At 64.3% G+C, this 25,477-nt stretch carries 24 protein-coding genes; 7 read left to right on the forward strand and 17 right to left on the reverse strand.

The window, feature by feature from the left end:
• Positions 1-35: 35 nt before the first annotated feature.
• A complete protein-coding gene (locus IYW40_RS02265; RefSeq protein WP_196399214.1) occupies positions 36-380 on the forward strand; it encodes a hypothetical protein in 345 nt (114 codons plus the stop codon).
• Here IYW40_RS02265 and IYW40_RS02270 read toward each other — a convergent pair.
• The 4 genes from IYW40_RS02270 to IYW40_RS02285 all read right to left on the reverse strand — a co-directional run bounded on the left by IYW40_RS02270 (position 355) and on the right by IYW40_RS02285 (position 6,813).
• Positions 355-2,064, reverse strand: a complete 1,710-nt coding sequence (locus tag IYW40_RS02270) for a serine/threonine-protein kinase (RefSeq protein WP_196399215.1) — start codon at positions 2,062-2,064, stop codon at positions 355-357. The genes IYW40_RS02265 and IYW40_RS02270 overlap by 26 nt on opposite strands.
• Positions 2,065-2,066: 2 nt before the next feature.
• On the reverse strand, positions 2,067-2,945 hold the full coding sequence (locus IYW40_RS02275) for a PP2C family serine/threonine-protein phosphatase (protein WP_196399216.1): 879 nt from the start codon (positions 2,943-2,945) through the stop codon (positions 2,067-2,069).
• Between the two features lie 18 nt (positions 2,946-2,963).
• The gene (locus IYW40_RS02280) at positions 2,964-4,796 is read right to left on the reverse strand and encodes a trypsin-like peptidase domain-containing protein (protein WP_196399217.1); all 1,833 of its coding nucleotides are present in this window, start codon (positions 4,794-4,796) and stop codon (positions 2,964-2,966) included.
• A 439-nt stretch (positions 4,797-5,235) separates the two neighbouring features.
• Positions 5,236-6,813 carry a 2-isopropylmalate synthase gene (locus tag IYW40_RS02285; RefSeq protein ID WP_196399218.1) on the reverse strand — a complete coding sequence of 526 codons (1,578 nt, stop codon included), beginning with the start codon at positions 6,811-6,813 and terminating at the stop codon, positions 5,236-5,238.
• Between the two features lie 446 nt (positions 6,814-7,259).
• On the opposite strand from IYW40_RS02285, the gene IYW40_RS02290 reads away from it, so the two are divergent.
• Positions 7,260-7,781, forward strand: coding sequence for a GNAT family N-acetyltransferase (locus IYW40_RS02290; RefSeq protein WP_014891541.1), 522 nt, complete (start codon positions 7,260-7,262; stop codon positions 7,779-7,781).
• A gap of 154 nt (positions 7,782-7,935) precedes the next feature.
• Positions 7,936-8,469: an inorganic diphosphatase gene (gene ppa, locus IYW40_RS02295; RefSeq protein WP_196399219.1), complete on the forward strand. Its 534-nt coding sequence runs from the start codon at positions 7,936-7,938 to the stop codon at positions 8,467-8,469.
• Between the two features lie 115 nt (positions 8,470-8,584).
• Here the strand turns inward: ppa and IYW40_RS02300 are convergent, their stop codons facing one another.
• The 8 genes from IYW40_RS02300 to IYW40_RS02335 form a co-directional block, all read right to left on the reverse strand.
• Positions 8,585-8,944 carry a DUF1636 domain-containing protein gene (locus tag IYW40_RS02300; protein ID WP_196399220.1) on the reverse strand — a complete coding sequence of 120 codons (360 nt, stop codon included), beginning with the start codon at positions 8,942-8,944 and terminating at the stop codon, positions 8,585-8,587.
• 182 nt (positions 8,945-9,126) lie between these two features.
• Positions 9,127-9,606 carry a hypothetical protein gene (locus tag IYW40_RS02305; protein ID WP_196399221.1) on the reverse strand — a complete coding sequence of 160 codons (480 nt, stop codon included), beginning with the start codon at positions 9,604-9,606 and terminating at the stop codon, positions 9,127-9,129.
• Between the two features lie 197 nt (positions 9,607-9,803).
• Positions 9,804-10,097, reverse strand: coding sequence for a YARHG domain-containing protein (locus IYW40_RS02310; protein WP_196399222.1), 294 nt, complete (start codon positions 10,095-10,097; stop codon positions 9,804-9,806).
• Between the two features lie 50 nt (positions 10,098-10,147).
• The gene (locus IYW40_RS02315) at positions 10,148-10,933 is read right to left on the reverse strand and encodes a M15 family metallopeptidase (protein ID WP_348644217.1); all 786 of its coding nucleotides are present in this window, start codon (positions 10,931-10,933) and stop codon (positions 10,148-10,150) included.
• On the reverse strand, positions 10,918-11,730 hold the full coding sequence (locus IYW40_RS02320; protein WP_246720588.1) for a Crp/Fnr family transcriptional regulator: 813 nt from the start codon (positions 11,728-11,730) through the stop codon (positions 10,918-10,920). Before IYW40_RS02320 ends, IYW40_RS02315 begins: the two co-directional genes overlap by 16 nt.
• A gap of 182 nt (positions 11,731-11,912) precedes the next feature.
• Positions 11,913-12,581, reverse strand: coding sequence for a methionine biosynthesis protein MetW (metW, locus tag IYW40_RS02325; RefSeq protein WP_196399223.1), 669 nt, complete (start codon positions 12,579-12,581; stop codon positions 11,913-11,915).
• Entirely contained in the window at positions 12,578-13,750 is a 1,173-nt protein-coding gene (locus tag IYW40_RS02330) for a homoserine O-acetyltransferase (RefSeq protein WP_196399264.1), read from the reverse strand. Before IYW40_RS02330 ends, metW begins: the two co-directional genes overlap by 4 nt.
• A 431-nt stretch (positions 13,751-14,181) precedes the next feature.
• A complete protein-coding gene (locus IYW40_RS02335) occupies positions 14,182-15,000 on the reverse strand; it encodes an alpha/beta fold hydrolase (RefSeq protein WP_196399224.1) in 819 nt (272 codons plus the stop codon).
• A gap of 137 nt (positions 15,001-15,137) precedes the next feature.
• Between IYW40_RS02335 and IYW40_RS02340 the strand changes: the two genes are divergently transcribed.
• Positions 15,138-16,340 carry a glycosyltransferase family 4 protein gene (locus tag IYW40_RS02340; RefSeq protein ID WP_196399225.1) on the forward strand — a complete coding sequence of 401 codons (1,203 nt, stop codon included), beginning with the start codon at positions 15,138-15,140 and terminating at the stop codon, positions 16,338-16,340.
• 170 nt (positions 16,341-16,510) lie between these two features.
• Here IYW40_RS02340 and IYW40_RS02345 read toward each other — a convergent pair whose 3' ends face one another.
• Both IYW40_RS02345 and IYW40_RS02350 read right to left on the reverse strand, forming a co-directional pair.
• The gene (locus tag IYW40_RS02345; RefSeq protein WP_196399226.1) at positions 16,511-16,810 is read right to left on the reverse strand and encodes a type II toxin-antitoxin system RelE/ParE family toxin; all 300 of its coding nucleotides are present in this window, start codon (positions 16,808-16,810) and stop codon (positions 16,511-16,513) included.
• Complete coding sequence (locus IYW40_RS02350; protein WP_123174377.1) at positions 16,807-17,070, reverse strand: type II toxin-antitoxin system ParD family antitoxin; 264 nt, start codon at positions 17,068-17,070, stop codon at positions 16,807-16,809. Before IYW40_RS02350 ends, IYW40_RS02345 begins: the two co-directional genes overlap by 4 nt.
• A gap of 259 nt (positions 17,071-17,329) precedes the next feature.
• On the opposite strand from IYW40_RS02350, the gene IYW40_RS02355 reads away from it, so the two are divergent.
• Entirely contained in the window at positions 17,330-19,186 is a 1,857-nt protein-coding gene (locus IYW40_RS02355; protein WP_196399227.1) for a cation:proton antiporter, read from the forward strand.
• 5 nt (positions 19,187-19,191) lie between these two features.
• On the opposite strand, the gene IYW40_RS02360 is transcribed toward IYW40_RS02355, so the two are convergent.
• Complete coding sequence (locus IYW40_RS02360) at positions 19,192-20,574, reverse strand: anion transporter (RefSeq protein ID WP_196399228.1); 1,383 nt, start codon at positions 20,572-20,574, stop codon at positions 19,192-19,194.
• A 166-nt stretch (positions 20,575-20,740) separates the two neighbouring features.
• Between IYW40_RS02360 and IYW40_RS02365 the strand changes: the two genes are divergently transcribed.
• Positions 20,741-21,385 (forward strand): helix-turn-helix transcriptional regulator, encoded by a 645-nt coding sequence (locus IYW40_RS02365; RefSeq protein ID WP_123174374.1) that lies wholly within the window; start codon positions 20,741-20,743, stop codon positions 21,383-21,385.
• Positions 21,386-21,488: 103 nt separating this feature from the next.
• Positions 21,489-22,571 carry a cytochrome c peroxidase gene (locus IYW40_RS02370; protein ID WP_196399229.1) on the forward strand — a complete coding sequence of 361 codons (1,083 nt, stop codon included), beginning with the start codon at positions 21,489-21,491 and terminating at the stop codon, positions 22,569-22,571.
• 3 nt (positions 22,572-22,574) lie between these two features.
• On the opposite strand, the gene gcvPB is transcribed toward IYW40_RS02370, so the two are convergent.
• Together gcvPB and gcvPA are read right to left on the reverse strand one after the other, a co-directional pair.
• Positions 22,575-24,119, reverse strand: a complete 1,545-nt coding sequence (gene gcvPB / locus IYW40_RS02375) for an aminomethyl-transferring glycine dehydrogenase subunit GcvPB (protein WP_196399230.1) — start codon at positions 24,117-24,119, stop codon at positions 22,575-22,577.
• On the reverse strand, positions 24,119-25,459 hold the full coding sequence (gene gcvPA / locus IYW40_RS02380) for an aminomethyl-transferring glycine dehydrogenase subunit GcvPA (RefSeq protein ID WP_196399231.1): 1,341 nt from the start codon (positions 25,457-25,459) through the stop codon (positions 24,119-24,121). Before gcvPA ends, gcvPB begins: the two co-directional genes overlap by 1 nt.
• Between the last annotated feature and the right edge of the window lie 18 nt (positions 25,460-25,477).

Raw genomic sequence — 25,477 nt, forward strand, 5'->3', positions numbered from 1 at the left:
CCTACCGTCTGCGGGGGCGAGTGCCATGACTGACAATGACGACGGCGCCGACCGTCGGCTTTCGCGCCGAGCTCTTTTGCTCGGCGCTTTCACGCTGCCTCTTGTCGTTTTGGAGCCGGAGCCGGCATCCGCGCAGCTGGGTCTCATTGGCGCGATGCTCGGAGGGTTTCGCTTCCGATCTCATCGGCGCAATTACGGCGGCTATCATCGTGCGCGGTCCCACTACGCGCGTCATCGCGGACACGTACATGTCGCGAATCGTCACCGTCATGGCGGCGGCGGTGGCGGAGGGGACAGCGGCGGTTCTGGCGGCGGCGGACAATTCAGCAAAGGCGGGCTTTAACGGCTCGCCAGCTAGCGCCGGCCGCGTCGCCGCTTGAGTCTCTGCAATGCTTCGGCGGCGTCGGGGACCTCCTGTAAGCTCGCCTTGTAATAGAGCTCTTCGGCCTTGCTGCGACTGACGTCCAGTCCGGCCAAACCCTTCTCATAGGCTTCGCCGAGCCAATATTGCGCTCTGCCGTTGTTTTGCGTTTCGGCCTGCTGAAACCAACGCAAGGCTTCGGTCGGGTCTTGCCTGCCGTCGGGCGTCATGCCGTCCTTGTACATCACGCCGAGCGAGGCCTGCGCGTCGGCATAGCCCTGCATCGCGGATTTCTTGAACCAGGCGAAAGCCTCCGAAAAATTCTGCCGGCCCGGCGCCTTGGCGTAGAGCGTGGCGAGGTAATATTGCGCTTCCTTATCGCCGGACTCCGCCAGTTTTTGCGCAAGAGGGAAGGCGACGTCCCATCGCCCGCGATCCTTCATCGCCGCGCGCAGCTCGTAAATTGAAGCGCTCGAGTTTGAAGAGGATGGCTGGCGCCAATTGCAGCCCAAAGGATCGTTCCGCGTCGCGAATTGAGAATTGCAGTCGCCGCCCCGAGCGATAGGCGCGTCGTTGACTCTGCTGATGGGACGGTGGTCGCCGTCGCCTGAATCGGTTCGGGCCTGGCGCTCGTCCCGTGCTGGCGACGACGGCTCGATCAGCGCGAGAAAAGCCAACGTGGCGAGCGCCGCAGCCGCGATGCCGAGGGAAGCGCCTTGCGCCGCGGGATGCAGCCGCTTGAAGCGGCGCACGAGCGTCGCGCTGCGACTTTTCGCGAGGGCGATAAGCTTCGTCGACATGTGCTCGGGCGTCGGCACGTCGCGCTCGGCCGTCGAATCCTGGACGAGATGTCCCGCGCTTCGAACAATGCTCGAGGCGTCGATGCGCAGCGCCGTGGCGCCGAGCGCGTCGCTGAAGGCGCGCATATTCGGGAAGCGTTGCTCCGGACGCTTCGACAGCGCCGTCATGATCGCGGATTCAAGTTCCGGCGTCACGCCAGATATGCGCGGCACGAGCGGCGGCGCCTCGGCGTGGATCTGCGCCTGGGTGAGATCATATTCGGTCGCGCCGGAAAAGGGCGGCGCGCCGGCAAGCATCTCGTAAAGCACGACGGCCAACGAATAGAGATCGCTCCTCTCGTCGCCTTCGCCGCCGCGGCACTGCTCCGGCGACATGTAAAGCGGCGTGCCGACCGCCGTGCCGGCGCGAGTCAGACGCACGCTGCCGCGCACCCGCGCGATGCCGAAATCCATGATCTTGATTCGGCCGTCGTCGGCGACCATGAGGTTCGACGGCTTAATGTCGCGATGGATAACGCCCATCTGATGCGCATAGGCGAGTCCATCCGCCGCTTGCGCGATGACGGCGAGACTTTCCTTGACGCCGAGCGGCTTGCCGCGCTCCCTCAATATCTCGTCGAGCGGCCGGCCATTTACGAGCTCCATGACCATGTAAAGGTCGCTGCCCTGCAGCACCGGCGAATAGAGCGTCGTGATATTGGGGTGGTTGAGTTTGGCGAGACTCGTCGCTTCGGCGCGGAATCGCCCGACGAAGTCGGGATCCTGCGTGAGCTCCGCGCGCAGGGATTTGATCGCGACTTCGCGCTCAAGGAAGGTGTCGAGCGCGGCGTGCACCTTGCCCATCGCGCCGACGCCGAGCAGTTTGACGATGCGATAGTGTCCGATCATCTGCGGGTCGGTCATGCTCAACCCTCTGCGACGGCGTCGATCTTCGCCGTCAGGGCGCCCGTCGGCGGGTCCGCGATGTTAATCCGCTTCGTCGCCGCTTGATCGGCCGTCCGACCGGCGCCGTCGGTCTCCGCCACGAAGACGCCCACTGAAATATTGTCATGTCCGCCGCCGCGGCGCGCGGCGTCGATCAATAGCCGACAGGCCTCCGGCGGCGGGTTTTTTGAGACCACTTCGGCGATCCTTGCGTCGGAGACGAGATTGGTTAAGCCGTCGGAGCACAAGATCACGATGTCGCCCTGTCGCAGCGCCAGGCCTTCCGTCCAGATTGTCGGCTCGACGTCGAGACGCGTGCCCAGCGCCTGCAGAATGACATTGCTTCCGGCGCCTTTGCCTGCGTCCTCCGGCGACATCACGCCGTCGCGTACCAATTGCGCGTGCAGCGTCTGATCGTCGGAAAGTTGGGTAAGCCGTCCGTCGCGCATCAGATAGGCGCGGCTGTCGCCGACATGCGCCAGCCATAGAAGATTGTCCCTGACGCCGAGCGCCGTGCAGGTCGTTCCCATGCCGGCGCAGTCGGGATGTTTGGCGGCGTAGTCGAATATCGCCCGATTGGCGGCGTCAAAAGCGGCCCGCAGCGCCTCAGAAGCGATCTTGTCGAGCGAATAATAGACGCGCCGCACGACTTCGAGCGCGAGCGCGCTCGCCACCTCCCCGGCGGCGTGGCCGCCCATGCCGTCGGCGACAAGCGCGAGCGCGCCGAAGTCGCGCGCCTGCGAGGGGCCGGCGCTCGCGATGAAGGCGACGGAGTCTTCGTTGAGCTGCCTGACGCATCCGACATCCGTGCGGATGGCGCCTGCGATGCGCAACGGGTCTTCTGGCCGGTTCGCCGTCATGGGAGGACGGACCCTTTGCTATTCGCGCTGCGCCTGGGTGAGTTCGGCGCCATATTTGATCGGAACCGCCATGGTCGCTTTGGTGTCGCCAACATTGCGGCTGTAGGTGAACAGACCGATGACCTTGCCGGAGGAGTTGAACACCGGCCCGCCGCTATTGCCCGATCCGGTGGCGACGACGCTGAGCTGGTAAACGTCGCCCATGTCGCTGGCGAAGGTGCCGCCTTCCGTCGACTTCACGCCGCTCGCGGTCTTCGACACGATGCCTTCGGTGACGGTCGCCTCGGTGATCTTTTCGAGCTGGCTGCGAATGCGGCCGCGCTCTTCGGTTTGCCGCAGCACGAAATTTTCGACCGAGACGGCGGGATAGCCGAGCACGGTGATGTTCTCGCCAATCTCGACGGCGGCGTTGGGCGCCATATCCACTTTGGTCAAAGTCTGGGGCGAATCGATCTTGACGAGCGCCGCGTCGGCGTCCGCCGACGTCCTCACGAGACTGGCGTTCACGCCCAAACGGCTGCCGTGAAACTTGACCTCGAGAACCTCGTTTCGGCCGACAAAAGACGCCTTGTTGTTGGAATTTGGATCAGGGGTGTTGCCGGCAAGCGCCGTCGTCGGGTCGTCCGTCTTGAAAATGTAGCCGCCGGATTCGGGAATCCAATGAAACACGTCGGCATAGGCCGAATCATAGAGATCGATGAGCTTCGGCTCCTTGATTTTGGCTTTGCGCTTCTTTCCCGATGCGACGACGACGTAGTCATAGAGAATGCCGTCCCTGCCGCCTTCGGCGCCATAGGCGACCTGCCAGCCGGCGGCGACATGCTTGTTGGTGAGAATGTAGCCCTGTTCGCTGATGACGAAGCCGCTGCCCGTGCCGCCGCCGCCGACCATGAGATTGGTGATGTGATCATCCTCAAGGGTCAGCCAGCGCACGACGCCAAGATTGTTCGGCAGCTGCACATAGGCGGGATAGCGCCGGCCTTTGTAGTCGACGGTCTTGTGCTGAATGGGCCTTCCGGTCTGCTTATCGTACAGCCGCCACATCATGCCGACTTGGACAGTCGCCTTCGCGAACTTGTCATAGATCTCGCGCGGCTTCATGCCGATCTTGAGATTGACGTCGCCGGGGATGCGCGACAGCCTTTCATCCGTCTCGTTTTGGGCGAGCTTGTCTTCCGCGTCTCTTCGCTCGAGTTCACGATGCTGAGCCCAGTAGAGCGCCGCGCCGCCGAGTACAAAGAAGGCGACCACCGCGGCGATCGCGCCGGTCACGGTTCGATTGGCCTTACCGCGCTCTTCGCCGATGAGTCGCTGCACAGTTTCGTGGCCGATTCCGATCTTCTTCGCCGCTCCGCCGTCGGCGTTCGGGCCTGCCGCCGTGCTGGCGCCGGTGGCGGCGGCGTTCACCGCCGTCGAGGCGGCGGCTTCGGCGGTCTTGATGACGCGGGTCGCCGCCGTATCGCTGACGCCGATCACCTTAGTTCTGGCGGCGAAACTTGCGGGCCGCGGCTGCACGTCGAAGGTGAACTTCGGACCTTTGGCGCCAAGTTCGATCGTGTCTTCGGGAAGAAGTTCGACTTCGCCGTTCACCCGCTCGCCATTGAGAAAGGTGCCATTGCTGCTGCCGGCGTCCGAGAGCTTGAAGGAGATATTGTCGCCTTCGCCCATTATGCGGATGAGCGCGTGTTTGCGGCTGACGACGCTGTCGCCGACGGGATCGAAAGCGATCTTCGACGCGGGATCGCGGCCGATGGTGAATTCGCGCGAGTCGCCGACGGGCAGCTGTTCGATCTGATTGGCTTTGGAGCCCGACAGATGTCGTATGATGATACGCTCGATTGGAGTCGTCATTACTGCCCCCCGGCGCCAAAAGCGCGCTCGTCTTACGCTCATTTAAAAATGAACGCATACCCCCAAAATCGAGGATAGACCCGACTTTCCTTGGGAGGCAAGGCCGCTGGGCCGCGGCTGCTGAAGGCGCGCGCAAGCGTTTCTTGGCCGGCGGCGCCGATCGGCTCGGACCTTGGCGGCGCGCTGCGTTATTTCTTCAACGATTTCTGGAGGCTAGTTGCGCGTCTTGTCGACCCGCACGCATCCTGCCGTTTTTCAACCGCGCTCTTTCGCTGATGGAGGCTTTGAATTTTCTTTGCGGTTGCGCGGACGCGCAGGCGTCCCGCCAACAGGCTCATCGTCGTGACGCGCTACGTGTCGCCAAACGGCCGATTGGCGCCGCGAGCGGGATCGTCAGATCCGCTCGCGGCCATCCTCTGCGTCACGCGTCCAGCGCGCTCTACATCGCCTGCATGGCTTCGGGCTTGCCGCGCGCGCGCTTCGCCATCAGCCGGTTGAGCGCCGAGACATAGGCGCGCGCCGAAGCGACAAGCGTGTCGGGATCGGCGCCGCGGCCTGTGACCGACTTGCCGTTTTCGCTCAGGCGCACGGAGACTTCCGCCTGCGCGTCGGTGCCTTCGGTGACGGCGTGGACCTGGAACAGCTCCAGAGTGGCCTCATGCGGCGCGAGCGCCTTGATGGCGTTGAAGATCGCGTCGACGGGGCCGTTGCCGGTCGCCTGATGCGTCAGCTTCTGTCCGTCGACGTCGAGCGTGAGCGCCGCCGATTGCGGGCCATGCGTGCCGGCCATCACCATCAACGCCTCGACCTTAATGTGATCATGAGCGTTGACGATCTCGTCGTCGACCAGCGCGACCAGATCTTCGTCGTAAACGAATTTCTTGCGGTCGGCCAAATCCTTGAAGCGGTTGAAGGCGTCCTGCAGCGCGTTCTCGCCGAGATCGTAACCGAGCTCCTTCAACTTTTCGCGGAAGGCGTGGCGGCCCGAATGCTTGCCCATGACCAGCGAGGTCTTGGAGACCCCGACGCTCTCCGGCGTCATGATTTCATAGGTGTGCGCATTCTTGAGCATGCCGTCCTGATGAATGCCGCTTTCATGCGCGAAAGCGTTCCGCCCGACGATCGCCTTGTTGTATTGCACCGGAAAGGACGTCACCGCCGAGACGAGCTTCGAGGCGCGGGTTAAGAGCTTGGCGTCGATATTGGTGAAGAACGGCAGCGCGTCGGCGCGCGTCTTCATCGACATCACGATTTCTTCGAGCGCGGCGTTGCCGGCCCGCTCGCCGATGCCGTTGATCGTGCATTCCACCTGCCGCGCGCCGCCGCGCACGCCGGCGAGCGAATTGGCGACGGCGAGTCCCAGATCGTCGTGACAGTGCACCGAGAAGATCGCCTTGTCGGAATTTGGCACCCGCTCGCGCACGGCGCGGAACAGCTGCTCATATTCCGCCGGCGTGATGTAGCCGACGGTGTCGGGAATGTTGATCGTGGTCGCGCCCGCCGTGATCGCGGCCTCCACGCAGCGGCAGAGAAAATCGAGTTCCGTGCGGGTGCCGTCCTCCGCCGACCATTCGACGTCGGCGACGTGATTGCGCGCGCGCGTAACCGACGCGGAGACCATCTCCAAGACGCGCTCCGGCTCCAGCTGGAGCTTGTATTTCATATGCACCGGCGAGGTGGAGATGAAGGTGTGGATGCGCGGACGCTTGGCCTCCCGCAACGCTTCGGCGCAGCGGTCGATGTCCTTCTCGGAAGCGCGCGCCAATCCGGCGACGGAGGCGTTCTTCACCCGCCGCGCCACTTCGCTGACGCTCTCGAAATCGCCGGGACTGGCGATCGGGAAGCCGGCTTCGATAATATCGACGCCCAATTGGTCGAGGAGATCGGCGACCTCGAGCTTCTCTTCCAGGGTCATCGAGGCGCCGGGCGATTGCTCGCCGTCGCGCAGGGTGGTGTCGAAAATCAGGACGCGCGCGTCATTATCTGCGACGGCGCCGGGCTGTGACGTGTTGCTCATCGGTTTTGAAATCCTGCTGTGCCGCGCCCGCTGAGGGGCTCTTGTCGTCTGACTGCATGACATGTCCCCTGAAGGCCTGGGCGTGAGCCCGTCGGGCGCTCAGGGGCGACTAAGAAGCAGCAGGCCGAAAAGCGGCAGGGAACGCGGCCGAGCGAATCCGTGTGCGCGCGCGGGCGTCACAGCTTCATTCGCAAAGGCGGTTGCGTTTGGCAACGATCTCGTCCCGTTCCGGCGGCGCTTGGCCGCAATCGTAGGGAAGAATAGCGCAAGACCCTGCTGCGCCGCAAGCGCCGCGTCGCCGCCTGCCATCGCGCGCGGCTCGCGGGCCGTCATAAAGTGAAACAGACAATGACGCCAAACGCCTAAGCGTCCCGACGAGGAGAATTTTTGCGCCGAAACGCTTATGGCTCTTGCCGAAACGAACCGATGAGACCTAACATTCAGCTATGGTCAAAACCGCCTTCTCCATCCGCCATGCGCGTCCCGGAGACGCAGAGCAGATCACGCGCGTTCACGACGCCTCGTGGCGCTACGCCTATCGCGGCGTCATTCCCGGCGCCGAGCTTGAGCGGATGATCGCCCGCCGCGGCCCCAATTGGTGGCATTCGGCGATCGTGCGCGGCACCGGTCTTCTCGTGCTCGACTTCGATGACGATATCGTCGGCTACTCGACCTATGGGCGAAACCGCGTGCCGTCGATGCCCTATTCCGGCGAGATCTTCGAGATCTATCTGTCGCCGGAGCAGCAGGGGCTTGGCTTGGGTCGCCGGCTGTTCAACGCCACCCGGCGCGAACTCGCCGAGCACGGCTATCTCTCCACCATCGTCTGGGCGCTGGCCGACAATGAGAAGGCGCTCGCCTTCTATCGCAGCCTCGGCGGACAGACGGTCCGCCGCGCCGAGGAGCGGTTCGGCGCGGACATGCTGACGCGCGTCGCTTTCGGCTTCGTTTCCGCGCCGGTGCGGTAAATCATATTTGGCGACATAAACGCGAAGCTATGTGAGGATACAGACCGCGCAGCGCCGCGGTCCTCGCCAGGTTTGTTGCGCGACCTTCCTCAACACAACCCAACACTGCGCCGGCCGTTCAGGCCGCGCCATCTATCGCAATCGGAGCACTTGAATGCGTCTCGACGCCATTCCCATCGGCGCGAACCCGCCGCACGAAGTCAATGTCATCGTCGAGGTGCCGCTTGGCGGCGAGCCGATCAAATATGAGCTCGACAAGGCCTCCGGCACGCTGTTCGTCGATCGGTTCCTCTATACGGCGATGCGCTATCCCGGCAATTACGGCTTCATTCCGCATACGCTTTCGGACGACGGCGATCCTTGCGACGTGCTCGTCGCCAACACCCGGCCTGTGGCGCCGGGCGCGGTTATCGCGGTCAGGCCGATCGGCGTGCTGCGCATGACGGATGAGGCCGGCGGCGACGAGAAGATCGTCGCCGTGCCGTCGGCGCGGCTCACGCAACGCTACATCGACGTCGAAAATTACACCGACCTGCAGGAGATGACCTGGCGCCGGATCGAGCACTTCTTCGTGCATTATAAGGATCTCGAGCCCGGCAAATGGGCCAAGATCGCGGGCTGGGGCGACGCCGCCGAGGCGCGCGCGCTGATCAGCGAGGCGATCGAACGGGCGCGAGCGGCGAAATAGCGTCAGAGCAGGTTCCGAAAAAGTTGACAGACTTTTTCGATGAGAACCTGCTCCAGCATTTTGGTTTTGAGCGATTCCTTATCGATCACATGATTCCATGTGATCGATAAGCGCCCTAGCGAAGCGGCGGCGTGCGCGACACCACGCCCTTCTTGAAACAGGCCGGCCTGTCCTTCCAGGCGACGATGCCGTTGTCGGTCGCAGCGAAGCTTTGCGCCGAGTCGATCAGTTCGTCGAGATGGACGCCTTCAAGATCGCCGATCACATACGTCCATTTGCCGTCGCCGGCGAAGGCGACCGTCGCCGGGCGCTTGCATACCGCGAGGCATTCCACCGGTTCGACGGCGATTTCGAGATTGCGCTCGTCAAGCCGCGTGCGCAGCGCCTCCAGCAAAAGCGCGCCGGGACGCATGTCGGCGTCGCCGCCGTCGCGGCAGGAGACGCAAACAAAGACCGTGACGCCCGGCGCAGCCATTTTCGAACTCCTGTCTATGGACGCGCCTTCTCGACCAAAGCCGCGCCAAAGACAAGGGCGTCCGCCTCTCAGATCACGCTGCATCTGGGCGGCATCGCCCAAATGCAGATAAATTGATCGATTCAAAAAGTTTAGAGCGCGCTCTATGCGAAAAATCGGTTCCCACTTTTTCGCAGCGCGCTCTAAGGCGTAAAGGCGCAGCGCGCGCCGCCGCCGGCCTTCTCCGCGACTTCATCGGCGTCGACGATGCAGTCGAGCGCCGTGATCGACGTATGCGAAGAGCCTGCCGCGCCTTCCGCCACGACGCCATTCTCGATCAAGGTCGCATAGAGTTCATTCGCCTTGCGTCCGCTCAATTCGATCTTCTTCGCGCCGAAGGTCAGTTCGCAGGCGCGCGACGTGATGTCGACATTGCCTGCGCGGCAGTCGATGGCGTCGGCCTTCACCGCGACGCGTTGGCCCTTGGCATGCGGCGCTTCGGCGTGTCCGGCGAAATAGGCCGCGAGAAGCTTCTTGTCGGCGGCGCTCGTTTGAGGCGACAATTCGCCGACGATCGCCGAAAGCGCCAGCGCGCTTGAGCCGCTGCTCGCGCCCGCTTGAGCTGCCGCCGCCGGCGCGAGGGCGGATAAGAAGACCAATCCAACCGTCTTATATGCGATCATGGCGAATCCTCCGATAAATCGAACTGCGCAATTGACGACGAGCTCCCGACGAAAGTGCGGCGCAGGCGTTCAGTCGACGGCGGCAAGTCTCTCCGCCATTTTGCGCGAGCGTGAATGCGCGCTCATTAAAAAATAGAGACGAGGGCGGACCGTCGAGGCCATTCGAGGCAACTGGGATTGAACGACCGCACGGCGGCTCAGCACCCCTTGCGGCGCTCCCACATTTGAAGCTGATTGACGCGGCTTTTCTCCCAACCGCTCAGCCGCCCGTAAGGTGGAAAACAGCCAGCTCCGAACACGGCCCGCGCCCGGTCGGTATTGAAGCAATAGCCGTTACGCGCGTATATCCGGTTGCGTGCGTGCCAGAGTTCCCCGCAAGACATGTAAGCCGCATCCTGCGCCGCCGCCGGGGTCGGCGCGGCGACCCCGATCGATCCCGCGCCTATCGCGCCGATAAGACTAAGCGCCGTGAAAATCTTCTGTGTTCTCATCGGAAATCCCCTCCTGTAATTGGGGTTACTTACGATCCGCGCAGTTCTTTTCAATCACCGTGTTGTTTTTTCTCTTCGCTGCCTGGCCGCGTGTCAAAAAATTCGGGCCGGTATTCGAAATGCATCGTGTCAAAATGCCCCCATTTGCCGCCCCAGATGAACCCGTGGCGTTCGAAAATCTCCACGATCTCGTAAGGAATCCGATTGCGGTAACCGCCTTTGCGCCAGAGCCAATAATCAGAGAAGGCGGTGTTGAGATCAATCGCCGCGCCATAAGCGTGCATGCTGCGTTTGCCAGTGTCCTTCACAACGCGGCAATTGAAGGCGCCGGCGCTCGGATAAGCATGACGCTTAATGTCCTGCGGCAGACGATCGATTTCCGTGGCGACCGCGCGCAACTTTTCGGCGACGCCATTGATCGTGGTGACTCGCACCTTGCCGGTGAACCAGGGAATATCGGTCAAATGCTTCTGCGTTTCGCCCCTGTCGCAATCCCCATACATTTTGTCGAAGAAGGCGGCGTTGCGGAATCGCCCCGGATCGTCCTGCGGTCCGGGAGGCTTCGTCAGCGCGCCCTTGGGATAGGGAAGGCTCAACTGATCTAGGAGCGAGGCGTTTTTCAGTTTCTCGTCGAAGCTCTTGTCGGTCCTGCCGTCAGAGAGATTTTGTCTTGTTCCGTCGCGGAATATGATCCCGGCGTCATCGCGACCGCTTATTTGGTCAGGATAGGCGTGCGTCAACGCGTCGGGCGAAATCGTCTGCCCACGCGCGGCGACGGAAAAGAAAAGCATCGCGAGGCCCGCGAGGAGCGCGCCGATCTCTAAGCGGCGTCGCACTGCGTCTCGATCTTGCGTCGTCCCAAAGACAGGCGCGGCGGCCGACCGAGCCGGTCGCACTGGTCCGCGAGATGCAAAACGCTTTCGACATGCACGTTGCGCGTCTCCGTGCGGACGCCATGGGCGCGGAGTTTGGCGAAAGCGCGCGACAGCGTCTCCTGCTTTACGCCGAGCCGCGCGGCGATCAGGCGCTTGTCATAGGGCAAGCGGAAGCGGCACCGGTCTTCGCCCGGCGGACAAAGTGCAAGTAGGAAATGGGCGAGGCGCTGATCGGCGTTCTGGCTCTTGAGCGACTCGATCTCGCCAATGAGACGCGCGATGCTCTCCTTGGAGTGCTGCATCACCGCGGCGCAGAGCGACGGCGACTCCTGGAGAAGCCGAGCGAAGCGCGCCGCCGGCAGCTTGAGCGCGCGCGTCGCGCCCACCGCCTCGGCGGAGAGCGTGTGAATCTCATCGGCGTCGGTCGGCGCGTCGCCGATCATTTCGCCGTCCGAGCGAATGCCGATGAGCGTTTGGCGTCCCGAAGACGAACGGCGCAGCAGCTTCACATAGCCGCTCAAAACGAATGCGAGGTCTGTGACCACAGCGCCTTGATGGAAAAGCGAATCGCCGTCCTGGAGGGACTCGATCCTGGCGTCCGCCGACAGACGCGACAATGTCGCTTCGTCGACCCCGGCGAAGAGCGGCGCTCTGCGCAGCTCCCCCGGGCCTGCCGGCTGCGGCGCGCACGGACCGGCGCGTCTCTTTTGCGAGGCGCTGCCATAGCTTCGCACGGCGGGGCCGGTGTCGACTGTCAAGCTCGCGCCTCCTCCCGAAGCGCGCGGAATCACGCGCGTCATCCAGGGGATGACACGACGCATGAAGCGGAGGCGCCGCCGCTCCCTCCCGCGCATGTTTCTCTTAATGTCGCCAACGGGAAGGCTAACGCGAACCGTCAACCCGCGAAAGGCGACACACGCGGGACAAACCGTCGCACGGGTCAGCGTCGTTGGCCGCCACGCTCCAGCAGAAACACAGCCTGTTCGCCGAAGAGATTCCAAACCCACCAAGGCGCGCTGAAGCGGATCGGCGCGCCGGCGCGATCAAAAGCGACTCCGCGCTCGATGTGCGCGCCGAGTTCGTCGACGATCTCGACGAAGTCACGGATGGTGCAAAGATGAATGTTCGGCGTGTCATGCCAGTGATAGTCAAGGCGCCCGGTGACCGGCATGCGGCCGCTAAAGGCGAGCTGCGCGCGTACGCCCCAATAACCGAAATTGGGAAATGAGATGATGGCGCGCCGACCGATGCGCAGCATATTGGCGAGCGCCGCGCGCGGGCGCCTTGTCGCCTGCAGCGTCTGGGAAAGAATGACATAGTCGAATCCGTCGTCCGGATAATCGGAGAGGTCCGTATCGGCGTCGCCTTGAATGACCGAAAGTCCTTTCGCCACGCATTCGTTGACGCCGCGCTGCGAGAGTTCGACGCCGCGGCCGTCGACGCCCTTCTTCTGCGCCAGGAGCTTCAGCAAGGCGCCGTCGCCGCAGCCGACGTCGAGAACGCGCGCGCCGGGCGCGACCATCTCGGCGATGACCGCGAGATCGAGACGCGGTTGCTCGAGCGGCTGCGCGGGCCGCTCAGGCGCGTTCGCCGCAGGCGTGACGTTCATTTCGAGGTTCCGTCAGGCGCGAGGCCGCGCGCGTCTGCGGCTGAATCGAGAAAGCCGCGCGTCGTCGCGATGAACATCGGCTCGTGAAGCAGGAAAGCGTCGTGCCCCTTGTCGGATTCGATTTCGACGAAGGACACCGACGCGCCGCCGGCGTTGAGCGCGTGAACGATGGCGCGCGAGTCCGAGGTGGGATAGAGCCAGTCCGACGTGAAGGAGACGACGCAAAAGCGCGTCTTGGTGTCCTTGAAGGCCATGGCCAGCGAGCCGCCATAGTCGGCGGCAAGATCAAAGTAGTCGCAGGCGCGGGTGACAAAGAGATAGGAATTGGCGTCGAACCGCTCGACGAAGGCGAGGCCCTGGTAGCGCAGATAGTTCTCGACCTGAAAATCCGCGTCGAAGGAGAAGGTCGGCGCGCTGCGGTCCTGCAGCTTGCGGCCGAACTTACGCTGCAGCGCCGCCTCCGAGAGATAGGTGATATGCGCCGACATGCGCGCCACCGCGAGTCCCTTCTCGGGCCGCACGCCCTGCTCCTGATAGCGCCCGGAGCGCCAGTCCGGATCGGCCATCACCGCCTGTCGGCCGACTTCGTGAAAGGCGATATTCTGCGCCGAATGCTTGGCGGCGGTGGCGATCGGCATGGCCGAAAAGACCCGCTCCGGATAGCTCGCCGCCCATTGCAGCACCTGCATGCCGCCCATCGAGCCGCCGGCGACGCAAAACAGCGTCTCAATGCCAAGGTGATCGATGAGCATCGCCTGCGCACGCACCATGTCGCGGATGGTGACGACCGGGAAGTCGACGCCATAGGGCTTGCCGGTCGTCGGATTGAGCGAAGCGGGGCCGGTCGTGCCCATGCAGCCGCCGACGACATTCGAGCAGATCAGGAAATAGCGGTCGGTGTCGAAAGGCTTGCCGGGTCCCACCATGGCTTCCCACCAGCCGGACTTGCCGGTGACGGGATTTACGCCCGCGGCATATTGGTCGCCGGTGAGCGCATGGCACAGCAAAATGGCGTTGCTGCGCGCGGCGTTGAGCTGCCCGTAAGTCTCGTAAGCGATCGCGAGAGGCGCGATGCGGCCGCCGCCGTCTGTCAGAAGCGGTCGGTCGGGCTGAAAGACGACGGTTTTCGGCGCGAAGCCCTCGCTGCAGGCCGGCCGCGCTTCTGACAATACGGACAAGCGATCTTCCTAGCGTTCGATATGCCGAACAATTCGTTCGGCAACATCGATGGGGCCGGCGGAGGTGTCAAGCGCCGCGCGGCGGCGCACAAGGCTTCGAATCCAGATTAACGAGACGTCATCTCGCCGCGTCATGGCCGCGCTTGTCGCGGCCATCCACGCGATGACCGATCCAAATGTGACAACATGAGCCGAACATGCCTTCTCCGCGCGATGCATTTCCGCAATGTCCCGGCGTGGACGCCCGGCGCAAGGCCGGGCATGACGGCCGAAAGCTAGGCTGAAATTAACCCCAGTTCGAAGCCCTGCGGCCGCGCCAGACGGCGCGCGGCCTCGCCGGTGCGGGCGCGCATGAGGTCGCGCATCGGCGACGCCGCCCCAGAAGGTTAGCAGCGAGCGCCCGTGCGCGGTAGCCGCGCCCCTCAATCAAAGAGCGTGGGCGGCGGCTCGCCCGGCGGCGGGGCGCTCATTGTCTCGACGGCGGCGGCGAGCTGCGCGAGATCTTCGGGGCGGGACAGCCGATGATCGCCGTCGGCGATAAAGGTCAGCGTGACGGGATCGGCGTTCAGATGCTCGACGATCGTCAGCGCATGGCGCCAGGGCACGGCGTCATCGCGCATGCCCTGCAGAATATGCACGCGCGCATAGGCGCGCATGAGACCGCCGAGCAGCAGATGATTGCGCCCCTCTTCGATCAGCCTTCGCGTGACCGGCCCGTGATCCGGCTCCTTGGCGGGCAGGACGCCCTTTTCCATGAGTTCGCGGCGCGTCGCTTCGTCGAAGCCTTCCCACATCAGCGCCTCGGTGAAGTCCACCGCCGGCGCGAGCAGGATCAGTCCGGCGAGCCGGGCGCTCTCGCCTTTCGCGGCCAGCCTGCGCGCCAGCAGCAGCGCGATCCAGCCCCCCATCGAGCTGCCGATGACGATCTGCGGCCCTTGCGTCGAGCGTTCGAAAACGGCGAGACTCTGCTCCAGCCAGTCGCCGATGGCGCCTTCCTCGAATGTGCCGGACGAGCGGCCGTGGCCCGAATAGTCGAAGCGCAGAAAGGCGCGCCCCCTCGCCTGCGCCCATGCGTCGAGGGTGCCCGCCTTGGTTCCGTCCATATCGGAGGCGAAGCCTCCAAGCCAGACGAGGCCCGGCGCGTTTCCGGCCTCGGCCGTCGCGGCGCGCCATCGTCGCGCGATACGCCAGACGCCCCCCGCCGGATTGGGAATGTCGAGGAAGTCGAGCGTGTCCGACAAGCAGGTTCACTCAGGTTCACTGGGGATCGAAGAGGCGACGCGATTGAAAATAGGCGGTTTGCTCATAGTTGGTAAAGGATCTCGCAACAGAATGCTGCAGCCGGACAATTCTGTCCGGGGCTTGCGTTAGCCCAGCGATGTCGCAACAAACCGCCACGATCGCCGCCCCCGGCCAGCGACTCGCCGGACGAACGATCCTGCAGATCGTGCCCGATCTCCAGTCGGGCGGGGCGGAGCGCGCGACGGTGGACGTGGCTGAGGCGTTAAGCCGGGTCGGCGCCCGCTGTCTCGTGGCGTCGCGCGGCGGCCGGATGGTCAGCGAGCTGCAGTCGAAAGGCGGCGTCTGGGCGCCGTTTCCGGCGGCGACGAAAAATCCCTTCGCGATGGCGCTGAATTCGGTGCGGCTTGCGCGAATCATCCGCGACGAAGGCGTCGACATCGTGCATGCGCGCTCGCGCGCGCCTGCCTGGGTCGCCTATTACGCGGCGCGTCAGACCGGCGCAAAGCTGGTCACCACCTATCACAGCGCCTATAGCGGCGCGTCGCCGATCAAGCAGCGCTACAACGCCATCATGTCGGCGGGCGACGCGGTGATCGCCATTTCGGAATTCGCCGCCCAGCGCATCCGGGAATTGCATCCGGAAAGCGCGGATCGCATCGTCGTCATCCCACGCGGCGCGGATCTGCGCGCCTTCTCGCCCGCGGCCGTCGACCGGCGCCGCGTCGAGCGGCTGCGGGCGGCGTGGGGCGTCGCGGCGCATGATCGCGTCGTGCTGCTGCCGTCGCGGCTTTCGGCGCGCAAAGGCCATTCGGTTCTGGTCGAGGCGACCAAGCGGCTGATCAAGCAAGGCGTCTGCGACCTGCGCGTCATTTTCGTCGGCGACCCGCACAGCGATTCCACGCGCCGCGCCCTCGATACGCAGATCGAGCACGCCGGCCTGCGTGACGTGATCCGCAACGCCGGCTACTGCGAAGACATGCCCGCCGCCTATATGGCCGCCGCCGTCATTGTCGCGCCGGCGACGGAGCCGGAGGCGTTCGGGCGGATCGCCGTTGAAGCGCAGGCGATGGGGGCGCCGGTGATCATCTCCGATATCGGCGCCGCGCCGGAGATCGTCCTGGCGCCGCCGCAGACCCCACGCCATCTTGCGACAGGCTGGCGGACGCCGCCCGGCGATCCGGTCGCCTTGGCCGACGCGATCGCCGAGGCGCTGAGCCTGCAGGCCTCGGCGCATGACGACCTGGCGCTGCGGGCGCGCCGAAACGCGCAGGAGCGCTTCTCGGTGGAGGAGATGCAGCGCGCCACGCTGCAGGTCTATGAGCGCCTGCTCGGGCTTTAGCCGAAGTCATCAGCTCCGTTCATGCTGACGGGAAACTCTACAACGCCAAAGACGGCGACGCCTATGACGGCTTCGTCACCCTCAAATCCGCAGAACGAGTTTCACCGGCTTAGGGGTGGTCATGCGGAGCCGCCTATGTTCGATCGCGGTGCCTGAGTTGCGACCGCCAATCATCCTTCGGGGAACAGCAACGGTTCATAGTTCATGGCTCCATGCAGCACATGGATCACATCAACCGTTTCAATCCCGACCCGATAGAAAATGAGATAATTGCCGTGGACGCGACGGCGGATCCCGGCGTGTTCATAGCGCGCCACGAGCGGAAATCGTTTCGACGTGTCGCCCAGTCCCTCGCACGCCTCCCGGAGCTCCCGCACGAAACTGACGGCCCTCTCGGGGCTTTCTTGCGCAATATGATCGCCGATCGATTCAAGATCGGCTTCGGCCTCCTGGGTGACGACAACGATCATCGGCGCCTGGCTTGCGCCTTGGCCTTGAATTTAGCCTCCAAGCGATCGAACACCGCCTTCGCGGGCTTGGCGCGTCCGGCGTCAGCGTCGGCGATGCCCCTCGCAATCGAGGCGTCCAGGGCGGCAAGACGGGCTTCGCGCTCCTGAATGAGGCGAACCCCCTCGCGCAAGACCTCGCTCTTTGAGTTGTAGCGGCCCGACGCCACCAGCTTGGCGACGAAGGCCTCGAGCTGGCTTCCCAAGTCTGCGCTGATGGCCATGACACGATCCTCCTTGTGGTTAACATGTCACGGACCAATAACTATTATCAAGCGTTCCGACGCTGCGGGCGCGAGACAGCCGCCGAATCGGATAGAGTTCGGCCGTCAATCGGACTGATCTTGCGAGCAGCGCCATGGTCGCGCCGGTCGGGCTTCCCCTAAGCTCGCCCGGCGGCGCGACTCTTGCTGTTTTCATCGCCAATCGCCGCGTGACCCATTTATCCTTCGCGAAGGACCAGCGCGCGAGCAACGAGGCGGCATGACGAGCTCTATCCATCTTGAATCCTATCGCGAGGCGCTGGTCTTTCTCGCCACGGCGGGGGTCGTCGTCCCGCTGTTTCATCGCATCAAGGTTTCGCCGGTGCTGGGCTTTCTCTTCGCCGGCGCTGCGCTCGGGCCGTTCGGGCTCGGCCGCTTGGCGGGCGATTATGAATGGGCGCGCAATTTCACCATCACCAATGTCGAGGGCGTCTCCAATCTCGCCGAATTCGGGCTGGTCTTCCTGCTGTTCATGATCGGCCTGGAGCTGTCCTGGGAGCGTCTTGCCCGCCTGCGGCGGCTTGTCTTCGGACTGGGGCTCGCGCAGGTCGTGGTGTGCGCAAGCGTGCTCGCGGCTGTCGGTTACTATCATTTTAACGTCGAATTCGGCCCCTCGATGTTGATGGGCATCGCCCTCGCCATGTCGTCGACCGCCGTCGTCCTGCCGGTGCTGGCCGAGGCGCGGCGACTGAACAAGACCTCGGGGCGCGTGGCGTTCTCGGTGTTGCTGTTTCAGGACCTTGCCGTTGCGCCGGCGCTTTTTCTCGTTTCCGCGCTCGCCGAAACCAAGAACGGCGGCTTCACGGGCGAACAGGCGGCGTGGGCGTTTGGGCGCGCCTTCCTCGCCATGGGCGCGCTGATCTTCATCGGACGGCTGCTGCTGCGTCCGCTGTTTCGCATGGTCGCCGCCGTGCAGCTGACCGAACTATTCATGGCGGCCTGCCTTCTCGTGGTCATCGGCGAGGCGGCGCTTTCGGCGGCCGCCGGATTCTCCATGGGCCTTGGCGCCTTCATCGCCGGGCTGCTGCTGGCGGAGACGGAGTTCCGGCGGGAGGTCGAGGTGACGATCGAACCGTTCAAGGGCCTGTTGCTCGGGCTCTTCTTCGTTTCGGTCGGCGCCGGTCTCGACATGGGCGCCGTCGCCGCGGATCCCTTTCAGATCTTCATATACGCCGCCGGGCTGATGGCGGTTAAGGGCGCGATCATCTTCGTTCTCGCGCGGCTCTTTGGCGTCGAATGGCGCCCCTCAGCCGAGGCGTCGCTGCTGCTGGCGCCGGGCGGCGAATTCGCCTTCGCACTGCTGACCTCGGCGATGGCCGTCGGCGTGCTGCCGGGTCACTATGGCGCCGACGCGATGATCGTCGTCACGATCAGCATTTTCGCCATTCCCCTTCTGGGTCGGATCGGCGCCGCTCTTGTCCCGCCGGCGACGGAAGCGGAGGACGAACTGCTTTATGCGGACCTCGCGCCGGCGGCTGAAGTCGCCGAGGACCGCGTCGTGATCGTCGGGTATGGCAGAATCGGCAGCCTTGTCGGCGAAATGCTGAAGCGCCACGACATCCCGTTCGTCGCCATCGAAAACGTCGTGTCGCTGGTGACCGCGGGGCGCGAGGACGGCGTCGAAATCTACTGGGGCAATGCGACGCGGCGCGAGTTCCTGATGCGTTGCGGCGTGGCGCAGGCCCGCGCGCTCGTCGTGACGATCGAAAATGTTCACGCCGCCGGAGAGATCGTCCGTCTGGCGCATGACATCCGCGGCGACCTCACCATCGTCGCGCGGGCGCGCGACGCCGACCACGCCACCGAACTCTATAAGCTTGGCGCAACCGACGCGATTCCCGAAACGGTCGAAGCCAGCCTGCAACTCGCCGAAACCGTGCTCGTCGATATCGGCGTCCCGATGGGCTTCGTCATCGCCTCGATCCATGAGAAGCGTGACGAGTTTCGCAAGCTGCTGCAGCCGTCCGACGACAAGACGCGCGCGCGGCACGCGGAGCGCAATCGAAAGATCCGGCGCGAGCATACGCGCCGGCGCATATCGGGACGCGCCGCGGAAGAAAGCGGGGAGGAGGCGTAGGGCGCCTACAACCTCCACAGGCCGAGCGCGATCGTCGCGAGGGTCAGCGGCGCGCCGACCTTGAAATAGGTCCAGAAGCCGATCGTCACGCCCAGCGATCGCGCACGCTCGACGACAATGAGATTGGCGATCGAGCCGACAAGCGTGAAATTGCCGGCGAGCGTCGAGGCCATCGCCACAATCAGCCAGGCGCGCCTCGGATCGCTCAGCCCGATGATGAACGGCTTTAGCGCGAGGACCGCCGGCACATTGCTGACGATATTGGACAGCACGGCGGAGACGAGCGCGAGCGTCGAAGCGTCATCGAGATGGAGCCGCCCGACGTCCGCGATTTCTCCTGGCGTCAGCACCACCTTGTCGAAAGCGCCGACGACGATGAAGAGTCCGGCGAACATCAGGAGCAGCGGCCAGTCGATTTCGCTGTAGATTTTCTTCGAGCCGATGCGTCGCGTGAGCAGCAGCAGCCCACCGGCGACGATCGCCGCTTTGGCGGGCGGAACGCCGGCGAAAAAGAACCCGATCATCGCCGCGGTGATCAGCAGCGCTTTTGAGGCGAGCGCGCGATGAAAAGCGCGCGGCGCCGCGACGGTCGGCGTCAGTCTCTCGCGCGAAAAGAATTCGCGCGGAAAGGCGAGCGCCACAAAAAGGATCGTGAGCGCGACCCCGGCGAGGGCGATGGGCCAGAGCGCTTGAGCGAAGTCGCCGTAGGAAATGCCCGAGGCGGTCGCGATAATCATATTTTGCGGATTGCCGGTGATCGTCGCGACGCTGCCGACATTGGAGGCGAGCGGGATCGCCAGCACATAGGGCGTCGGATCGCGCTTCAGCCGCTGCGCCAAATCCACGACCAGCGGCGGCATGACGAGACAGATCGCGTCATTGACCAGAAAGGCGGAGAAGATTCCCGTCGCCGCCGCGACCGCCGCGAGCAGAAAGATCGGACGCCGGGCGACGTCCGCCAGCCAATCGGCGGCGCGGCGGAAGAAGCCGGAAAGGCGCAGATTGGCGACGACGATCATCATGCCGAGCAGCAGGGTGATGGCGTCGAAGTCGACGGCGCGATAGGCCTCGTCGAGGCTCAAGGCACCGACGCCGATCATCAGGCTCGCGCCGAGCAGCGCGCCGCCGGCGCGGTCGAGCCGATAGTAGGGCAGCTTGCCGATCGCCAGCACGAGATAGGTCGCCGCGAAGATCGCTGCGACCGCCGTCGTCTGCGGCGTCGGCGTCGGCAGGCGGCTGACAAGGGACAGAAATTCGCCGAGCCCCAGGATCGCGACAGCGGCCAAGGCCGCGCTCCCCGCGACAATGATGGTCACGAGAATCCCAAGCCAGAATGTGAGGAAAGGGTAGCGCAGGCGATTTGGTGCGGGCTCGGGCGAGGAGGGCATGCAACCCGGCAAGTTAGAGCGCGCGGCGTGGAAGATTACGCTGGGAGAGGAGGTTATGGCGCCTGGCCTCGTTCGGGCCAAGCCGGTAGCGCACATTTCCTATTGTGCGGCATGGTTAATAGATATATTCCTATCCATTAGGAAATTCTTCCGAGCGCGGCCAGCCATGTCCGACATTCTCACCCATGCTCAGATCTGGGCGGCGATCGACGCTCTCGGAGAGCGGTATGGCATGACGCCGTCCGGCCTGGCGCGCAAAGCCGGCCTCGATCCCACGACCTTCAATCGCTCCAAGCGCGAAACGGCGAGCGGCCGCCAGCGCTGGCCGTCGACAGAATCGATCGCCAAGGTGCTGGCCGCGACCGGCGCCGGGCTCGACGAATTCATGTCCCTGGTGATGGCCAACAGCGCCGCCGGCCGGCTGCGCCATACACGGCCGCTGATCGGCCTGGCGCAGGCGGGGGTCGGCGGCTTTTTCGACGATGCGGGCTTCGCCACCGGCGCCGGCTGGGACGAGATCGACGTCTTGGCCGAGGCCGACGAACATTCCTACGCGCTCGAGATTTCGGGCGACTCCATGGCGCCGCTGTATCGCGACGGCGATGTGGTGATCGTCTCGCCGGCGGCGCCGGTGCGGCGCGGCGACCGGGTGGTGGTGAAGACCACCTCGGGCGAGATCATGGCCAAGGAGCTGAAGCGCGAGACGGCGCGAACGATCGAACTGCGTTCGGTCAATCCGGCCTATCCGGACCGCACGATTCCGCGCGACGAGGTCAGCTGGATGGCGCGCATTCTCTGGGCGAGCCAATGACGTGTGACGCTTAGCCGCCGACCGACGCATCTCGCCTCGCGCCGATGCAGCTGTGGTATAAGCTTCAACCTCTTGCGCCGCTTCCATCCGGGTGAAATCCGCCATGCGTCTTTCTTCGATCGTCTCTCTTGTCGCGCTTCTTGTCGGCGGCCCGGCTTTTGCCGACGCAGGCCTGAGGGACCGGGCAAAGGAGCTTTTCCAGCCGATTCCATCAGCGCCGCCGGCGATTCCTGGAGAGACGGCGACGCCGGAAAAACTCGCGCTCGGCAAGATGCTGTATTTCGAGCCGCGACTTTCCGAGACCCACGACATCAGCTGCGCCGATTGTCACAATCTGAGCATGGGCGGCGTCGACGGCGGCGCGCTCTCGGGAGGCCACAATGCGCAGCTCGCGGGCCGCGAAGTGCTCACGGTGATGAACGCCATTTTCAACACGGCGCAATATTGGGACGGCCGAGCCGCCGATCTTTCCGACCAGGTGGTCAATTCGGTGATGGCCAATCCCAAGGCGATGCTGAAAACCCGCGGCGGCCCGATGCCGATCAATCCGACGGAACATGCGGCCGCAAAGCAGCGCGCCGTCGAGCAATTCAAAAAAATCCCGGGCTATGTGGCGGCCTTCAAATTGGCCTTTCCCGAGCAGAGCGATCCCGTCGCTTATGCCAACATCGGCCGCGCCATCGCATTGTTCGAGGCGACGCTGATCACGCCCGACGCGCCCTTCGACCGCTGGCTGAAAGGGGACGATCAGGCGCTGTCCGACGCACAGAAGGACGGGTTGAAGCTCTTCATCGAGAAGGGCTGCGCGAGTTGCCATAACGGCGTCAACGTCGGCGGCGGCATGTATGCGCGTTTCGGCGTCGTCAAACAGCCGACCGCGGAATTTCTGCCGCCGGATGATTTGGGCCGCTTCGCGGTCACCAAGGCCATCGCCGACAAATACGCTTTCAAGGTTCCCTCGCTGCGCAACGTCGAAATGACGGCGCCCTATTTCCACACCGGCGCGACCTTCGATCTGAAGAAGGCCGTGGCGGTGATGGGCGAAAGCCAGCTCGGCGTCGAGTTCAGCGCCGACGAGACCGACAAGATCGTCGCCTTCCTCGATTCGCTAACCGGGCGCCAGCCTGAGGTGGTTCTGCCGATTCTACCGCCGCGCACCGCGCCGCCGTTCAGCCAGGCGCAGTGACGATCAGGCCACTGCGCTGGGCGGAGTCCAGCGCAGCACCGGCTTTCTCGCCGCGAGCGCTTCATCGACGCGCCTACGCGGCGCCAATCGCGGCGCGGGGCCGAAGCGCGCGACTTCGCCGGCTTTGGCGCTGCGCGCAAGATCGCGCAGCGTTGCGATGAAGAGATCGAGCGAGGCTTTCGATTCCGATTCCGTCGGCTCGATGAGCATCGCGCCATGGACGACCAGCGGGAAATAGATCGTCATCGGATGGTAGCCTTCGTCGATCATCGCCTTGGCGAAGTCGAGCGTCGTCACGCCGGTTCCGCGCAGCCAGGCGTCGTCGAACAGAACTTCATGCATGCAGATGCGATCGCCGAACGGCTGAGTCATCACGTCACGTAGCGACGCGCGGACATAGTTCGCCGACAGCACGGCGTCTTTTGACGCCTGCGCAAGCCCGTCGGCGCCATGCGCGAGCATATAGGCGAGCGCCCGAACGAACATCCCCATCTGCCCATGGAAGGCGGTGAGCCGGCCGAAGCTTTGCGTGCCCTCGGCGTCTTCGACGAGCTGCAACGAGTCGCCGTTGCGGCGGATGAACGGGACCGGCGCGAAAGGCGCGAGACGTTCTGAGAGAACGACCGGGCCTGCGCCAGGGCCGCCGCCGCCATGCGGCGTCGAGAAGGTCTTGTGCAGATTGATGTGCATGGCGTCGATGCCGAAGTCGCCCGGCCGCGCGACGCCGGCGATGGCGTTGAAATTCGCGCCGTCGCAATAGAAATAGCCGCCGGCCTCGTGCATCGCGTCGGCAATGTCGACGATCTCGCGCTCGAACAGCCCGCAAGTGTTGGGGTTGGTCAGCATGATCGCCGCGACGTCCGGAGCGAGCGCGTCTTTAACGGCTTGCGCCCGTACGGTTCCGTCCGCCGCCGCCGGAACGACGCGAACCGAAAAGCCGAGCAGCGCCGCCGTCGCCGGATTGGTGCCGTGCGCCGACTGCGGAATGAGGACGACATTGCGCGTCGTGCTTTCGCCTCTGGCGGCGATCGCAGATTTGATCGCCATCATGCCGCAGAGCTCGCCATGCGCGCCGGCCTTCGGCGACATCGTCACCGCCGGCATATTGGTGAGCGCCATCAGCCAGTCGGCGAGAATCTGCATCACCTCCAGCGCGCCTTGTGCGGTCGACTGCGGCTGCAGCGGATGGAGATCCGCGAAACCTTCATAGCGCGCGATCTTCTCGTTGCTGCGCGGATTATGCTTCATCGTGCAGGAGCCGAGCGGATAAAGTCCGGCGTCGATTGAATAATTCTTGCGCGACAGACGCACGTAATGGCGCATCGTCTCCGGTTCGGTGAGGCCCGGAAGCCCGATGGGCGCATTGCGCTCCAGCGCGCCAAGCCGTGTCGCGACGGGCGCAGGATCGTCGATATCGACGCCGGTCGCATCAACCCGGCCGATCTCGAAGATCAGCGGCTCTTCCTGATCGAGCCCGCGATTGCCGGTGAAGGTCGCAGGCGTTTTGTCGTCATCGAGCGGTTCGACGACTGCGGGTCTGTCGAGCATCAGAGCGACTCCTTGAGCGCCGCGACGAATGCGTCGCGATCTTCTTGCGTGTTCACTTCGGTGGTGGCGACGAGGAGGAGATCGTCGAGCCCGGCGCGCGGCAGGAGACGCGAGACGGGAACGCCGGCGAGGACGCCGCGCGCCGCCATTCTCTCAACAAGCGCGGCGGCGTCGCCTTGGGTGCGAAGCGTAAACTCGTTGAAGAAAGTCTCGTTGAGAACCTCGACGTTTTGAACGTCGGCGAGCATCTGCGCCAGCAAAACCGCGTTGGCGTGATTGACGCGCGCGAGCCGCGTCAGCCCGGCTTCGCCAAGCAAGGTCAGATGGATGGTGAAGGCGAGCGCGCAGAGGCCGGAGTTGGTGCAGATGTTGGAGGTCGCCTTGTCGCGGCGGATATGCTGCTCGCGCGTCGAAAGTGTCAGCACATAGGAACGCCTGCCGTCGGCGTCGACGCTTTCGCCGGCGAGGCGGCCGGGCATCTGCCGCAGGAATTCATGCCGCGTGGCGAAGAGCCCGACATAAGGCCCGCCGAAATTGAGCGAATTGCCGATTGACTGGCCCTCGCCGACGACGATGTCGGCGCCCATCGCGCCAGGAGATTTAAGCAGACCAAGCGATACGGCTTCGGTGAAGACGGCGATGAGAAGCGCGCCGTTCTTGTGGCAGGCTTCGGCGATCTTCGTCAGATCGCGCAGATTGCCGAAGAAATCGGGCGTCTGCACGACGACGCAAGAGAACGTGTCGTCGATGCGCGCGACGAGATCTTCGGCGGCGCGAATGTCGGGCGCCATGGTCTCGACCTCGTCTTCGGCGAGCCGCGAGATGGTGCGGACGACTTCGGCGTAATGCGGATGCAGCCCGCCGGAGAGCAGCGCCTTGCGTCGCTTCGTCACCCGATGCGCCATGAGCACGGCTTCGGCGGTCGCCGTCGAGCCGTCGTACATCGAGGCGTTCGCGACCTCCATGCCTGTGAGCAGAGCGACCTGGGTCTGGAACTCGAAGAGATATTGCAGCGTGCCTTGGGAGATCTCCGGCTGATAGGGCGTGTAGCTCGTCAAGAATTCCGAACGTTGAATGAGATGATCGACGCTCGCGGGGATGTGATGCTTATAGGCGCCGGCGCCGACGAAGAATGGCGCGCGCGACGCAGGCATATTGCGGGCGGCAAGCCTTGCGAAGAAACGCTCGACGTCGAGCTCCGTCTTGCCGGACGGCAGGTCGAGCGGCGTTTTTAGCAGCGTCGCGGGCGGCGCATCGGCGTAGAGCGCTTCGATCGAGGGGACGCCGATCGTCGCGAGCATCGCGTTTCTGTCGGCCTCCGACAGCGGATGGTAGCGCATCGTTCTTTTCCTTCGCGC

Source organism: Methylocystis sp. H4A (assembly GCF_015709545.1).
In the GTDB taxonomy this organism is placed as follows: domain Bacteria; phylum Pseudomonadota; class Alphaproteobacteria; order Rhizobiales; family Beijerinckiaceae; genus Methylocystis; species Methylocystis silviterrae.